Raw genomic sequence first — 13,156 nt, 5'->3', positions numbered from 1 at the left:
TGCCCCTGGCCGGGCCTGGCGGTCACTTCTTGGTCTCGTCAGGCTCTGCAGGCAGTCCGAGCACCTCGAGAGCGAGCTGGTGCACTGGTTCGAGATTCGCTTGCTGGCGGTCCCGCCACACCTTGAGGGGGTCAGCGACCCGTTTGGCAATCTCTGGCGGCAACTGCAGTGGTCCGCGCTGCACACCGGCCGCCTTTTCCATCAGCCAGGAGATCGCGACCCGCTCGCCGGTCGCCCACCATCCGCAGGGCCACGCGATGGTCCAGGACTCGCTGCACTCCTTGCAGTTGTCGTCCTCGGTCTGCGCGTGTTCGCGGATGATTTCCTCCAGCAGTTCGGCGACCAGGTCGACGAACAGTCCCTCGTCAGCGTCCTTCATCATCTGCGCGATCCCGGGCAGGGTGGGCGCGTAGTCGATCTGTTCGTCCGTCACGCGGCCCTCCCAATGTTTGCGGAGTACCAGGCGTGGCCCGCCTCGGTGGCGACCCACAGCGTCCACTGGCTGCCCTGGTGATGGCGGACGCGGCCGGAGTCGATGATGAACCCGGACTGGACGAGTTCCACGCGACGGGGCCGTACCGAGCTGGCTAGCAGCCCCAACCGGTGCTCCAGCTCGTAGTCAGTCGAGCCGCCGTGCTCGACGATGTCGATCAAGATCTTGCCGCGCTGGTTCCCGGTCTTCGGTTGTACCAACCGGGCAGCGCGTTCCGACGTGGACTTCGCATCGACACGCAACCGTCCCTCAGTGTCGCCGAGCACCTCGGCATCCCGGGCTGCGGCGGCACGTGCGAGGAAGGCATCCACCTCGGCCTCGATCCGACCGATGGCCGTGAGCGCGTCCAGTCGGCCCTGCCGGGCGAGGTCACCGAAGTGGCGCACCCGCGACAGGGCGCCCACCGGCGGTTCAGGTTCGATCACGCAGCTGAACAGGTCCGGCTGGTCAGACATCGTCGGCTCCCTCGAACTCGTCACGCAGAGAGGTGAGGAACCGCGCCCACCGGGCGTCGTGCGCTTCCTCTGTGCGGCGACGACCAACACGGACGCCGTACCGGAACCAGACGACGGCATGGACGGGCAGAGCAGCCAGCGGGAGCACGAACCACAGGACCGGGATCACTGGACGCCCCCTTCGGCCGCAGCGGCGAGCAAACGGTTGAGCGTGTCCCGCAGAGCGGTCGCTGCAGCGATCGACAGCCACGTCACCGCGGCTTCGTCGCCGTCCGCGTCGCGAATCGCCACCTCCAAGTCGGGTCCGGAGCGGGTCACAGTGCCATCCAGCTCGATCAAGTCGCATGCCTGCGCCTCCACCGTCAGGATGCGTCCTTCGCGGGTCGCCATTGGCGCTTCGACCAGGCGATACGAGCCGCCGAGACGATCAATCCAGACGTGGTTCGCCCATGCGGGCGGGGCGGGAAGCTGCGACGGCGGGTTAAACTGCATGTCGAGCACTTGAGTGTCCTCTCGGGTGTTCGTCAGGGCCGCCCGGTTGCCGGCAAGCTGCGGGCGGCCCTTCTTCTGGTTGATCTGCGCGTTGTCGCGGTCCCCCCGGCTCGCATCCGCGGCGCGGATGCGCCACTCGACGGCGACCGTGAGGGCGACGGCGAGGGCGACGAGGACCCAGCCGATCACGGCGGTGGCGGTCACGGCTGGGCCTCCCGCCAAGACTTGGTAGACATCAAGCCGCCCGCCGAGCCTTCGGCCGCTCGGCGCGAATCCAGCGGTGGAGGTCCTCCTGGTAGATGCGCCACGCGCCGTTGGGCACCCGCTGGTACCCGATCAGCTCGCCCTTGCGTAGGGCTCGCAAGATCGTCTTGACGTTGCAACCCGCATAGTCGGCCGCCGTCTGGGGCCGATAGATCGGGTCGGGTGTCGTGTCAGACATGGTCTGGTAGGTCCTCCCATCAGTCCGGGTGTCCGCACACAGTAGCTAACTAAGCGGTCAACCGCCAACTAGGTGCACGGCGTGTCGTGAGCGGTGTCCGATTTCGAGACGCGGAGGCCTTTTTTGAGCGGGTATGAGCGATCACTAGTTGCGGCGCGGCCACAGCTGGTGTCTACTAGTGTCCTCAAGTGTCCATAACGATCGAAAATGAGGGACAGTGAGCGATCAGGACTCGACCGACTACAGGCCGAAGTTCCAGCCCGGCGTCAAGACGCTGGGGATCGTCGCGCGCCGCCGTCGCGAACAGATTCTGAGGATCACGCAGGAGGACGTAGCCGAGAGGTTCGGCGGCCCCTCCGCAGCTGCTCTGCGCCGCATCGAGAATGGGCAATCTGACTCATACCGACCAAAGACACTAGCCGCGCTCGACAATGCTTTGGGTTGGCCGCGGGGGGCTTCGACCACGCTCATCACAGGTGACGCGTCCACGCTGGATGCCGCCTTCGTTGCCAACTATGCGGAGTGGGCAACAGACCTACGACGGGAGTCAATTTCAACAGCTGAGTTCAATGAGTTCGTCTACTACCTGATCGCTGTGGTCACCAAGGAGGATTTCAAGAGGTACGGCCTCCCGGAAGCAGGTCGCGAGACCCAACCCTCAGCCGCAACGGCGCGTACCAGCGTTGGCCAACTCACGACCACCGCCAAGATCATGGCCGACGCGACAGTGGCAAAGGCCGAGAGCCCACAAGTCAAGATCGAACAACTACTTGCCGAGCTTGACGTTCCCGCGCTCGAAGACCTCGTTCGTCAGACGTGGACCACGATCCGCGCCAAACGAGCCGAGGCACATCGCGCGATCGGGCTTCCTAGCGTCGGCAGTCTCGACACCCCCCGTGAGATCGAGCTCATGACGGTGCCTGTCGGGGAAGCATGGAAAGAGTTTCGATCGATCGCGGACGCATATAACGAGTACTTCGACACCGTCGAATCGGCGTACTTCCAGATGCTGCGCGCTGAGCAAACAGCCGCGACGGATCCGTCGCCGGGCAATGAGGCGGTAGCGCGCATGCGCCGCGAGCGCTACGACAGCGACCGGAAGCAGGCTTTGGCGCTTTGGGAGCAGGTCCAAATAGCGGCCGACCAGTTTAAGGAGCTGCACGAGGAGGCCGACCATGGCGAGCACTGAACGTCTGCCGTCCGGCCGCTGGCGCGGCCTGTACGTCGACGCCGACGGCCGGAAGCGGCGCGTCCCTGGCACTTTCGACCGCAAGTCCGACGCGCGAGACGCTGCGATCGAGGCCCAAGCGAAGGCCAAGCGGAAGGCCGCGGCGACCACCGGGGAACTCTCGGCGAGGACGAACTGGGCGACGTGGTGGGAGACGTTCGCCGCGGACCGGCCGCAGGATTCGGACACCGCGATCGAGCAGCAGCGGATCGCCGACAAGTTCGTGCTCGACCGGTGGGGCGACGTGCCGTTGAACGGGATCAAGCGCGTCGACGTTCAGGCGTGGGTGGACGAGCTGTTCCGGCAGGGGCACTCGGCGAACTACGTGCGCGGCATCTTCGGCGTGCTGCAGGTGTCGGTGAACGCGGCTTACAAGAGGGACATCCTCGACGCGTCGCCGGTCGCCGGGGTGAAGCTGCCACCCCGGCGGAAGCGCGCCAAGAAGTACCTCGAGCCCGACGAGCCGGCGAAGCTGGCGCCGAAGCTCAACGCGGCCCACGCGGACGCCACGGCCTTCATCCTGGAGACCGGTATTCGCCCGGGTGAGCTGGCCGGGATGCACGCGGATCAGCTCGACCTTGAGGGCGGCTGGCTGACCGTGGTCAACGTGTACGTGCGGCGTCGGCGGGCGATCCGGCCGCGGCCGAAGGACGGCGACGAGCGGCGTGTGCCGCTGACCGCGAAGGCGATCGAGATCGCGAAGCGTCGGATCGCGGGACGCGACCTGCACGCAGGTTGCGGGATCCCGCACACCGACAACGCCGAGTGCGGGAGCGAGCTGGTGTTCCGCAACGTGCGCGGCGGAGTGATCAACCCGGACGTGCTGAGCCGCCGGCTGCGCGAGGCCGCCCTCGACCTGGGCTTGACGCCGAAGAGCGGCTATGCGGCCCGCCGCGGCTTCGCGACCCGCGCCATCGAGGGCGGCGCCGACGTGTTCGCGGTCCAGCGCGTGATGGGCCACGCCGACCTCGATGAGCTGGCCGGGTACGTCCAGGAGACGCGAGAGGCTCGCACGAAGATGCTCGCGGCGCTCGGCGAGCGCGCCCCGCTGTCTGCCGTCGAGCCCGTGGGACGGCGTGGGACGGACCGTGGGACGAACCTCGACAACCAGGGGTCCTCAGACGCTCCCAGCGAGGAGGTAACGGATACCGCCTGAGCTGCGATAACAGTCCCAGAAATCCCCTTCGGTTACCACAGGTCCCGATTCGAGTTTCCCGAGGTCACCGCCCGTCGGGCAGGACCGCGTACTGGCGCACGTACAGGTCGGTGTAGGTGACCGGCCCGCGGGGGCCCGGCACCTTGTCCAGGTTGATGCCGGTCTCGGGCACGGCCAGCAGCTTGAAACCGTCCAGCAGGCGGGTCGGCGCGTTCCAGAACACGCCGGTGCCGGTGTAGCCGTCGAGGAAGGCCGAGGCGGTTCCGGCGTCCTCGGTGGCGATGCCCGCCGCCAGGCCGGAGGTCTGCTCATTGGCGATCGACACGGCCTCGGTCACGTCGGCGACCTGCGCGACGGTCACCGTGGCCTCGTGGTCGGAGTCGAGCGCCCACTCGTAGCCGATGGCGTGCTCGTGCGGCGGCAGCGAGGGCGTCACCTTCCGCTCGGCCAGCGCCTCGGAGATGACCGGCCACAGCTGGTCGTGCACCGCGGAGTGGATGAGCAGCAGGTTGAGGCGGTTGCAGACGCCCAGCCGGTCGAGGCTGTTGAACACCAGGTCGCGAACCTTGCCTGCGTCGGCAGCCTCGTCGATGTACAGCACGCCACCGCCGTCGGCGTGGGCGAGCGTGCGCACGCCGTGCTGGGCGGCCTCGAGCGCGAGCGCGCGGGTGCTCTCGCCGCTGCCGCGCAGGATGACCAGCGGCACCAGGTCCGGGAACCGCACCAGGGCGGCCGCGGCCTCCCGTTCGACGCGCGGCACCAGTTGCACGACGGCGGGGTCGATGCCCGCCTCGGACAGCGCCGGGGCGATGACGACCTCCAGGAGCCGCTGGGCCGAGCCGAGCGCGGCCGAGCCGGTGCGCAGCACCCCGCCGTTGCGGGACTTGACGAGCTGCGACGCCACGTCGACCGTCACGTTGGGCCGGGCTTCGTAGTTCGCGCCGATCACACCGACCGGACGGCGCCGCTCGACCAGCCGCAGGCCGTCGGACAGCTCCTTCACCGGGATCTCGCGCTCGCCGTGGGGCGAGCCGGCCAGCAGGCGCAGCTGCTCGGCCATGCCGGTGAGCCGCTCCTCGGTGATCGTGAGGCGGTCGAGCAGTCCGGCGCTCATGCCTTCCTGCTGCGCCCGCGCCACGTCGGCCCGGTTGGCCTCCAGGACGCTTTCACGCGCGTCGAGGAGGCGGTTCGCCATGGCGGTCAGGGCCGCGTCGATGGCCTCGTCGGACGCGGTGGCCAACGACGGGGACGCCGCCTTGGCCGCCCGCGCGCACTCCTCAACAGCCTTCGCCACCTCGTCGGACACCGCTACCTCCACGCTGGGAACTGGGAGCCTCCAGTGTGCCGCACGGGCAGGTCAGGGCTGCAGCGCGGGTTCCAGCAGCCACGCGCCGCCGACGAAGAGACAAGTGACCGCGAGCACGCCGAGCATGAGCATCCACAGCGCCGCCGGCACACCGGTCAGCCGGGCGAGCTGGTCGGCGTCGGAGTCCCGCGCCGCGCCGCGCCGTCGTTTGATCTGCAGCTCGATGACCGGCCGGAGCCCGCCGAACAGCAGGAACCAGGTGATCAGGTAGATGAACCACGCCTGAACCTGCGGCCCGGCGACGAGCGCGACCACCGCCAGCCCGGCGGCCGTGAGCACCACGGACAGCACGCCGTACGCGTTGCGGACCATGACCAGCACGCCGAGCAGCAGCAACGCGGCGAGCGCGAGCAGCACCGTGATGCGTCCCGCGGCCAGCAGGCTGGCGAAGGCCAGGCCGAGGATCCCGGGGGCCGGGTAGCCCGCGAGCGCGGTCAGGACCATGCCCGGCCCCTCGGGCTTGCCCCGCGAGACCGTGACGCCCGAGGTGTCCGAGTGCAGCTTGATGCCCTGCAACCGGCGCCCGGCCAGCACCGCGATCAACGCGTGGCCCGCTTCGTGGACGATGGTGATCACGTTGCGGGCCATCCGCCAGGGCGCGCCGGACAACACCAGCAGGAGCGCCACACCGCCGGTGACCAGCGGCACCGGGATGGACGGATCCGGCTGCGCCCCGAAGAGACCCGCCAGCACGTCGAGCTCTGCCGTCGCCTCGTTCACGCGCGAAGCTCACCACATGTGAAGTGCGCTCCCTGTTATCACCCCCATCGTGATCACAGCTCCTTCACTGGTAGTTGGGATGGGCGGGGCGGCGTGGTGCCGTTGTGGGGATGGCGCCGAAGCTGCCCCGCCGGGGGTTCCGCGGCTGAGCGAGACCGTCGGCTGAGCCGGCAACCGATGACACAGCCCGGCACCGCTGCGGCGCCCCAGCCGCGGGCAGGTGGCGTCCCGTTGGCGGAGTGGCCGGAGGGCTGCCGAGCGGGCCACGGGGCCGGGCTGGGGCACCAGGCGGCACCCGGCCGCTCAGCTGAACGCCGCCCACGAGCGGGAACCGCACCCTGCGAGGTGCGGTGGTTTGGTTGCACCGCACGCGGGCGGGCGCCGGCACCGGGAGCCATCGATGTCGCGACCGCGCCGGTGCCCGATGCCGGCACCGGGCACCGAGCGCAGCGGCACCGGCACCGGGCACGGGCACCGAAAGACGGCACCGAAGCGCGGCAGCGGCAGCGGCAGTGGCAACGCCAACGCCAACGCCAGCGCCAGCGGCAACGGCAACGCCAACGGAAGCGGCAACGCCAGCGCCAACGCCAGCGGCAACGGCAACGCCAACGCCGGCGCCAACACCAACAGCAGCGGCAGCGGCAACGGCAGCGGCAACGGCAACGGCAACGGCAACGGCAACGGCAACGGCAACGGCAACGGCAACGGCAACGGCAACGGCAACGGCAACGGCAAGGCTCGTTGACCCACCCAGATCGTCGCAAGCGGGCGCCCGCTGTCGGGCGGGGCTGGGTGAGGGCTGGCGCGGGGAGGGCGGCCGGGCTCAGGCGGCTTGCGTCGGCGCCTCCTTCGTCGCCGCCGCTGCTGCGGGTTTCGAGCGGCGGTCGCGGGCCACGCGGAACAACAGGGCCGCCCAGCTGCGGTACGGGGCCCACGCGTCGGCGATCGACGTTAGTTCCGCAGGCGTTGCGGCGGGGCGGGTGTAGGCGTGGCGCATCTCCTCCAGCAGGTACCGCTCGTCGGCGGGGAAGACGTCCGGGTGCCCGGCACCGCGGATCAGGATCAGCTGCGCCGAGAACGCTCCGATGCCGGGCAAGGCCCGCAACGTCTCCAGGGCGTCCGCGGGGTCCGCGGCGCGCAGGGCAGCCGGGTCGAGGACACCGGTCAGCGCGGCCTCGGCGACCACGCGCAGACGGTCCACTTTGATCTCCGGCAGCCACGGCGGCGCGGGCATCTCCAGCAACTCCGCCGGCGCCGGGAACGACCACAACGGACGCCCATCCACATCGAGCTGCCTGCCGTGCAGTTCGGCGATCCGTTGCTTGAACAGAGCCGCCTGCGTGAACCGGATCCGCTGCCCGATGATCGCCCAGCAGGCGGCCTCGTACGGGGACGTGAACAACACCGGCCGCAACCCGGGGTACCGCGCCTGCAACGCACCCACCACCGGATCACGCTCGCCGACCGCGGCGAAACCGGAGCCGTCCACGTCGAGCGACAGGATCCGCGCCACGTGCCGCGCGGCCTCGGCGACATCGGCTTCCCCCGCCACCACTGACACTTCGACCGATCCGGGCGCTCGTTGCCGCACCCGCACCCCGGTGTGCACCCACCCGCCCGGCAACGGGAAGGCGAACCGGAGCGTGCCCGGCTCCTCCGCCGCATCCGGTCGCGACGCGGGCGCGAACCCCTCCAGGAAACCGGCCGCCGCCGTGAGGTCGAACGGCCCCGGCACGGCGATCTCGACGGTGCCCGTCACACTGCTCGTCATCGTTGCTCTCCTTCGGTCGGACGATGATGGGACGACGGTAGCGGGACCCACCGACAATTCCGGGAAAAGCAGTTGCCGGCCTCGCTACGGTGGAGCCATGGGTACCTTGTTGCAGTCCTGCGTGGTGTTCGCCCGCTTGCGGCGCGCCTAACGCAGCGGCTGCCTCGCACACTTCGGCTTTTCCAGCCACCACAACGCCAGTCGCTGCGTCATGAGCTCCTGCCCGCTCTCATGACGTGGAGTACCCATGCCCTCGGCACCTCGTGCCGGGCGGTCCGCCGGCGTGCATTTCCTTGCCACACCGGCGATCGCCGCACAGCTCGTCCAGTCCTGCGCCATCGGCGGCGACGATCTCGTCCTGGAGATCGGCGCCGGCCAGGGCGCCCTCACCCGCCACCTCGCCGCCACCGGCGCACGTGTTCTCGCTGTCGAGCGAGATGAACACTTCGTGCGCCGCTTGACCACCCGATTCGGTGATCGGCCGAACGTTCGCGTCGTGCACGCCGACGTCCGCGACATTCCCTTGCCGCGACGGCGGTTCCACCTCGTGGCCAACATCCCGTACGCGCTGTCGACCACGATCCTCCGCCGCGTCCTCACCGGCCCCACGGCGCTCCACCGCGCGGCACTGCTCGTCGAATGGGGCTTCGCCAAACGGATCTGCGCCAGCGTGCCCAGCCGGCTCGAACAAGCGTGGTGGGCCGCCCGTTTCGACCTCGAACTGGTGTCCCGGGTCGGCGCGCGGCACTTCTCCCCGCCACCCCGCGTCGACTCCGCGCACCTGGCAATCCGCCGCACCGACTTCCCCCGATCGGCCGAACGAGCACTGTGGACGGTGCTGTCCACCGCCTACCGCCATCCCACCGCGCCGGCGCAGCTGCTGTTCGACCGGCGCGCCCTGCGCCACGTGGGAATCCAGCCGACGGAGCCCGCGGGCACCGTCACGCCGCAGCGCTGGGCGCACCTCGCCCGCCACCTGTCCCCCAGCCGCGCCTGGCCCGCCCTGCCGAAACGGATCCGCGACTGAGAACTCTCAGGAAATTCTTCTCAGGGGATTTCTGGGTTGCTCCACAGGATTCTCACAAGAACGGGGACGAACCTCATGGGCATGAACGAGAACGAGTTCCGGGCGAGCCAGGCCGGCGGAGTCCCGCCGACCTACAGCCACCCCTACTACCAGCAGCCGGTCGCGGCCGCGCCGGTGCTCACGCCCCCGCGGCCCAAGAAGAAGCGCGTCGCCGCGCTCGTCACCGCCAGCACCCTCGCCGCGGCGGTCATCGGCGGCGCCAGCGGAGCTGCCATCGTGGGCCTCGACAGCGGATCGCCGACCAGCTCGGCCGCCTCCGCCACCACGGTGTCCAGTACCACGAACACCGACGTCAGCGCCGTCGCCGCGAAGGTGCTGCCCAGCGTCGTGCAGGTCAACGTCACCACCCGCCAAGGCGAGGCCATCGGCTCCGGGGTCATCCTCAGCTCCGACGGCAAGATCCTCACCAACGCGCACGTCGTGTCCGACGCCGTGGGCGACGTCACCATCACCCTGTCCGACGGCACCAAGTACCAGGCCAGCGTCGTCGGCGCCGACACCAAGGCCGACATCGCCGTCCTGCAGGCCGAGGGCGCCAGCGGCCTCACCGCCGCCACCCTCGGCGACTCCAGCAAGGTGCAGGTCGGCGAAGAAGTCGTCGCCATCGGCTCACCCGGCGGCCTGCAGAACACCGTCACCTCGGGCATCGTCAGCGCCCTCAACCGCGACCTCTCCGACATCTCCAGCGGCGAACCGGACACCCCCTTCGGACAGACCGCCGACACCAGCAGCGACAGCCCCAGCTACACCGCCATCCAAACCGACGCGTCCATCAACCAGGGCAACTCCGGCGGCCCGCTCGTCGACATGAACGGCGAGGTCATCGGCATCAACTCCGCCCTCTACAGCCCCTCGTCGACCTCCGCCGGATCGGTCGGCATCGGCTTCGCCATCCCCATCAACGACGCCAAAACGATCATCCAGCAGATCGAGAACAACTGACACACCGGAACGGGCCGCGGTCGGGGCGGCCCGTTCCGCTGTGCCGGGCGGTCCCCGCACGCGGCCCGCGTTAGGGTTTCCCGGTGACCGACCGTCTTGTCTGGATCGACTGCGAAATGACAGGGCTGGACCTCGCGAAGGACGCCCTGATCGAAATCGCCGCCCTGGTGACCGACGCCGACCTCAACATCCTCGGCGACGGCCTCGACATCGTCATCCACGCCGATGACGACACCCTCGCCGGCATGCCCGACGTCGTGCGCGAAATGCACGCCAAATCCGGGCTCACCGACGAGGTCCGCCGCTCCGTCACCACCCTCGAGGAAGCCGAACAACGCGTCCTCGACTACATCCGGGCCCACGTCCCCGAACCCAACAGCGCGCCGCTCGCAGGCAACTCGATCGCCACCGACCGCGGCTTCATCGCCCGCGACATGCCCGCCCTCGACGCCCACCTGCACTACCGCATGGTCGACGTGTCCTCGGTCAAGGAACTCGTCCGCCGCTGGTACCCGCGCGTCTACTACGCCAAGCCCGAGAAAGGCCTCGCCCACCGGGCCCTCGCCGACATCAAGGAATCCATCAGCGAACTCGACTACTACCGGCGCACCGCGTTCGTGCCCATGCCAGGGCCCAGCAGCGACGACGCCCGCGCCGCGGCCGCCGAAGTGCAGCGCAAACACAGCAACTGACCCCCCGCGAGGCCCCCGCGACGGGCACGCTACGATATCCCGGCTGGTGGCGATCGCAAGACGCCCCACATGGTGGGTGTAGCTCAGCTGGTAGAGCACCTGGTTGTGGTCCAGGAAGTCGCGGGTTCAAGTCCCGTCACTCACCCCAATGGCCCCACCCTGCTCGGTCGCTTCGCGGCCTCGCCGGGTGGGGTTCGTCATTTCGTCCGGGGGCCGAGCCCCCGGGCCCCCACGGTGCGAGCTCCTCACCCTGGCGAGCGCTGGGCACGAAAGGCGGGGACCAGCGTGTGCCCCTACTCGGTCGCTGGTCGACCTCGTGGGGTTTGGTGACCTCCGCACCTGTCTCGCTAGGTCGCCTCGGGTGGGGGTGAGCCCAGCCCCGCTGTCGCTGGCTTGCGGGGCTGGGGCCTGGGTTGGGCTGTCAGCTTGTTGTGGGGGTTGTCCAGGCTGACCAGGGGAGTTGCCACACCGACCAGCCGTCCGTCGGCTCCAGGGGCTGGCCTCCGCTGTTGGAGACCGTGAACAGGTCGCCCTTCTTCGACAAGTCCATCAGCCACTTCGCGTTGTCGGTCGACAAGTTGATGCAGCCGTGGCTCACGTTCCGCCGCCCCTGCGAACCCACCGACCACGGCGCCGAGTGGTAGAAGATCCCGCTGTTCGACAAACGCACCGCGTACTGCACGAACGTCCGGTAACCACCAGGCGTGTCCGCGGGAACGCCGTACGTGCCCGAGTCCATCGTGTAGCCCACGTGCTCGCTCATCACCGTGTACGTCCCCACCGGCGTGGTGTTCCCCGGCTTGCCCATCGAGATCGGCATCGACCGCACCTCGGCGCCGTTCACCAACACCCTCGCCTGGTGCGAACCACCATCGGCGAGCACCTCCACCCGGTCGCCCACCGTGATCTTCGCCGCACGGTCCTCCAGCCCGTACGCCCCGCCGCCCAGCGACTTCCCGTAGATCGCGGCGTCCACCGAGATCTTCGTGCCCGGCACCCAGTAGTCCTTCGGCCGCCAGATCAGCTGGCTGTCACTCATCCAACGGAACGCGCCCTCGGTGACCGGCTCCGTCACCACCTTCACCGCCCGCTCCGCCGCCGCCCGGTCCGCCACCTTCGAGTTGAAGGTGAAGATCAACGGCATCCCGACCCCGACCGTCTCCCCGTCCTGCATGTTCAACGAGACGGAGATGGTCTTCCGCGGCTTCGCGACGGTGGTGAACGTCGAGGTCGACGTCACCTGCTTGCCGTCGGCACCCACCGCCACGGCGGTCAACGTGTACTGCTTGCCGTAGCCGAGCCCGTCCGCGAACTCCCACGACGAACCATCCGCCGACAGCGCGCCGGGCACGGCCTCACCCTCGGGGTTGCGCAGCGTGACCTCGGTCAACTTGCCGTCGGCAACCTTCACCGAAACGGGTTCCCCCGGCGCGACGTCAGCGGCACCCGAGGAGGGCACGACCGCGAGCGACGCCGGACGGGCGGCTTCGGCCGACTGCGACGCAGGCGCCCCCTGCCCGCCACCAGCCGGCTCCGTCGTGCAGCCGGCCAGCAGCCCAGCCGCCAACACCAGGCAAGCCCATCTGCCCGCCACCACCGAACGCCGCATCATGCCCCCAATCAGGTGAAGATCGCCCGCTTCGTTTTCCTGCTCCCAGTCTGCCCGATCTTCGCGCACACAGGGGCCAGACCTGCCAAAACGTGATTGGGGACCCTCCGTGAAGGGGCCCTCGGAGGCGTGCTAATCTTTTCTTCGTCGCCAGGGAGACCAGGCGGCCGGAGCAAGCGCCATTAGCTCAACTGGCAGAGCAGCTGACTCTTAATCAGCGGGTTCGGGGTTCGAGTCCCTGATGGCGCACAGTCACCCCAGGTCCTAGGGCCTGGGGTTTTTGCTTTCTGATCTTGGTGCTGTTTCTTGGCGACGTCCAGCACGCCGAGCACCACCGCCGGGACGGCAGGTTGCGGCCCCCGTGGTGCCTGTGGTTTGCGACACCCGGAAGCGCGTCAGTGACCGGCGTCGCCGCCGTCCGGCGGAACGTGCGAGGCGTGAACCAGTCGCCGATGCCGTGACGCTTGCGGAAGGCTCGCCAGTCACGTCGGAGCCAGCGGAACGCCACGGAGCGCGTTGGCGCTGTTACCCTCGTTGATCTTCGCACCGTCCGCCTTCACGAAGATGTCCAGGACTTCATCACGCCCTGCCGTGAGTTCGGAGATCGACAGCCCCTCGATCCGCGGCACCCCACGAGTGTGCGCCAGCGCTGCTCGTAGGTGTCGAGAGACGTCCCGCTCCGATTGCCCAGATCGACTTGCTC

General features: G+C 69.2%; 16 protein-coding genes and 2 tRNA genes. 8 read left to right on the top strand and 10 right to left on the bottom strand.

Annotated features, from left to right (window positions below):
* Positions 1-22: 22 nt before the first annotated feature.
* Genes ABZ215_RS24635 through ABZ215_RS24615 form a run of 5 tightly spaced genes read right to left on the bottom strand, consistent with a single transcriptional unit; the run spans position 23 to position 1,882 of the window.
* Positions 23-433, bottom strand: a complete 411-nt coding sequence (locus ABZ215_RS24635; protein WP_354951876.1) for a hypothetical protein — start codon at positions 431-433, stop codon at positions 23-25.
* Positions 430-948, bottom strand: coding sequence for a hypothetical protein (locus ABZ215_RS24630; RefSeq protein ID WP_354951874.1), 519 nt, complete (start codon positions 946-948; stop codon positions 430-432). The genes ABZ215_RS24635 and ABZ215_RS24630 overlap by 4 nt, the downstream gene beginning before the upstream one ends.
* Positions 941-1,117: a hypothetical protein gene (locus ABZ215_RS24625; RefSeq protein ID WP_354951872.1), complete on the bottom strand. Its 177-nt coding sequence runs from the start codon at positions 1,115-1,117 to the stop codon at positions 941-943. Before ABZ215_RS24625 ends, ABZ215_RS24630 begins: the two co-directional genes overlap by 8 nt.
* Positions 1,114-1,644 (bottom strand): hypothetical protein, encoded by a 531-nt coding sequence (locus ABZ215_RS24620; RefSeq protein ID WP_354951870.1) that lies wholly within the window; start codon positions 1,642-1,644, stop codon positions 1,114-1,116. Before ABZ215_RS24620 ends, ABZ215_RS24625 begins: the two co-directional genes overlap by 4 nt.
* Positions 1,645-1,675: 31 nt before the next feature.
* Positions 1,676-1,882, bottom strand: coding sequence for a helix-turn-helix domain-containing protein (locus ABZ215_RS24615; protein ID WP_354951868.1), 207 nt, complete (start codon positions 1,880-1,882; stop codon positions 1,676-1,678).
* Positions 1,883-2,099: 217 nt separating this feature from the next.
* Here ABZ215_RS24615 and ABZ215_RS24610 point away from each other — a divergent pair, with 217 nt between their 5' ends.
* Together ABZ215_RS24610 and ABZ215_RS24605 are read left to right on the top strand one after the other, a co-directional pair.
* Entirely contained in the window at positions 2,100-3,071 is a 972-nt protein-coding gene (locus tag ABZ215_RS24610; protein ID WP_354951866.1) for a helix-turn-helix transcriptional regulator, read from the top strand.
* Positions 3,058-4,266: a tyrosine-type recombinase/integrase gene (locus ABZ215_RS24605; protein WP_354951864.1), complete on the top strand. Its 1,209-nt coding sequence runs from the start codon at positions 3,058-3,060 to the stop codon at positions 4,264-4,266. The genes ABZ215_RS24610 and ABZ215_RS24605 overlap by 14 nt, the downstream gene beginning before the upstream one ends.
* 64 nt (positions 4,267-4,330) lie before the next feature.
* On the opposite strand, the gene ABZ215_RS24600 is transcribed toward ABZ215_RS24605, so the two are convergent.
* Together ABZ215_RS24600 and ABZ215_RS24595 are read right to left on the bottom strand one after the other, a co-directional pair.
* The gene (locus ABZ215_RS24600) at positions 4,331-5,572 is read right to left on the bottom strand and encodes an aldehyde dehydrogenase family protein (protein WP_354951862.1); all 1,242 of its coding nucleotides are present in this window, start codon (positions 5,570-5,572) and stop codon (positions 4,331-4,333) included.
* A 51-nt stretch (positions 5,573-5,623) separates the two neighbouring features.
* Complete coding sequence (locus tag ABZ215_RS24595) at positions 5,624-6,325, bottom strand: M50 family metallopeptidase (protein WP_235716212.1); 702 nt, start codon at positions 6,323-6,325, stop codon at positions 5,624-5,626.
* A gap of 451 nt (positions 6,326-6,776) precedes the next feature.
* Here ABZ215_RS24595 and ABZ215_RS24590 point away from each other — a divergent pair, with 451 nt between their 5' ends.
* Entirely contained in the window at positions 6,777-7,097 is a 321-nt protein-coding gene (locus ABZ215_RS24590; protein WP_354951860.1) for a hypothetical protein, read from the top strand.
* A 78-nt stretch (positions 7,098-7,175) separates the two neighbouring features.
* On the opposite strand, the gene ABZ215_RS24585 is transcribed toward ABZ215_RS24590, so the two are convergent.
* Positions 7,176-8,123, bottom strand: a complete 948-nt coding sequence (locus ABZ215_RS24585; RefSeq protein WP_354951858.1) for a DNA-3-methyladenine glycosylase 2 family protein — start codon at positions 8,121-8,123, stop codon at positions 7,176-7,178.
* Between the two features lie 247 nt (positions 8,124-8,370).
* Between ABZ215_RS24585 and ABZ215_RS24580 the strand changes: the two genes are divergently transcribed.
* The 4 genes from ABZ215_RS24580 (at position 8,371) to ABZ215_RS24565 (ending at position 10,992) form a co-directional block, all read left to right on the top strand.
* Positions 8,371-9,150: an rRNA adenine N(6)-methyltransferase family protein gene (locus tag ABZ215_RS24580; protein ID WP_354951856.1), complete on the top strand. Its 780-nt coding sequence runs from the start codon at positions 8,371-8,373 to the stop codon at positions 9,148-9,150.
* A 75-nt stretch (positions 9,151-9,225) separates the two neighbouring features.
* Positions 9,226-10,152: a trypsin-like peptidase domain-containing protein gene (locus ABZ215_RS24575; RefSeq protein WP_020420214.1), complete on the top strand. Its 927-nt coding sequence runs from the start codon at positions 9,226-9,228 to the stop codon at positions 10,150-10,152.
* An 83-nt stretch (positions 10,153-10,235) separates the two neighbouring features.
* Positions 10,236-10,844, top strand: coding sequence for an oligoribonuclease (orn, locus tag ABZ215_RS24570; protein WP_084506149.1), 609 nt, complete (start codon positions 10,236-10,238; stop codon positions 10,842-10,844).
* Between the two features lie 72 nt (positions 10,845-10,916).
* A tRNA-His gene (locus ABZ215_RS24565) sits at positions 10,917-10,992 on the top strand.
* 273 nt (positions 10,993-11,265) lie between these two features.
* On the opposite strand, the gene ABZ215_RS24560 is transcribed toward ABZ215_RS24565, so the two are convergent.
* Complete coding sequence (locus ABZ215_RS24560) at positions 11,266-12,456, bottom strand: Ig-like domain-containing protein (protein ID WP_354951854.1); 1,191 nt, start codon at positions 12,454-12,456, stop codon at positions 11,266-11,268.
* A gap of 173 nt (positions 12,457-12,629) precedes the next feature.
* Between ABZ215_RS24560 and ABZ215_RS24555 the strand changes: the two genes are divergently transcribed.
* Positions 12,630-12,702 (top strand) — tRNA-Lys (locus tag ABZ215_RS24555).
* 233 nt (positions 12,703-12,935) lie between these two features.
* Here ABZ215_RS24555 and ABZ215_RS24550 read toward each other — a convergent pair.
* Positions 12,936-13,082 carry a hypothetical protein gene (locus ABZ215_RS24550; protein WP_354951852.1) on the bottom strand — a complete coding sequence of 49 codons (147 nt, stop codon included), beginning with the start codon at positions 13,080-13,082 and terminating at the stop codon, positions 12,936-12,938.
* Between the last annotated feature and the right edge of the window lie 74 nt (positions 13,083-13,156).

This window comes from Amycolatopsis sp. NPDC006131, from assembly GCF_040614175.1.
GTDB classification, from domain to species: domain Bacteria; phylum Actinomycetota; class Actinomycetes; order Mycobacteriales; family Pseudonocardiaceae; genus Amycolatopsis_E; species Amycolatopsis_E tucumanensis.
Note: the sequence above shows the minus strand (reverse complement) of the source record. Positions and strands in the feature narration are given on the sequence as shown.

Bases quoted from the DNA above. Each gene is read 5' to 3' on its own strand.
- ABZ215_RS24630 (WP_354951874.1), bottom strand. From the start codon at position 948: ATGTCTGACCAGCCGGACCTGTTCAGCTGCGTGATCGAACCTGAACCG.
- ABZ215_RS24615 (WP_354951868.1), bottom strand. From the start codon at position 1,882: ATGTCTGACACGACACCCGACCCGATCTATCGGCCCCAGACGGCGGCC.
- ABZ215_RS24605 (WP_354951864.1), top strand. From the start codon at position 3,058: ATGGCGAGCACTGAACGTCTGCCGTCCGGCCGCTGGCGCGGCCTGTAC.
- ABZ215_RS24590 (WP_354951860.1), top strand. From the start codon at position 6,777: ATGCCGGCACCGGGCACCGAGCGCAGCGGCACCGGCACCGGGCACGGG.
- ABZ215_RS24585 (WP_354951858.1), bottom strand. From the start codon at position 8,123: ATGACGAGCAGTGTGACGGGCACCGTCGAGATCGCCGTGCCGGGGCCG.
- ABZ215_RS24580 (WP_354951856.1), top strand. From the start codon at position 8,371: ATGCCCTCGGCACCTCGTGCCGGGCGGTCCGCCGGCGTGCATTTCCTT.
- ABZ215_RS24575 (WP_020420214.1), top strand. From the start codon at position 9,226: ATGGGCATGAACGAGAACGAGTTCCGGGCGAGCCAGGCCGGCGGAGTC.
- ABZ215_RS24560 (WP_354951854.1), bottom strand. From the start codon at position 12,456: ATGATGCGGCGTTCGGTGGTGGCGGGCAGATGGGCTTGCCTGGTGTTG.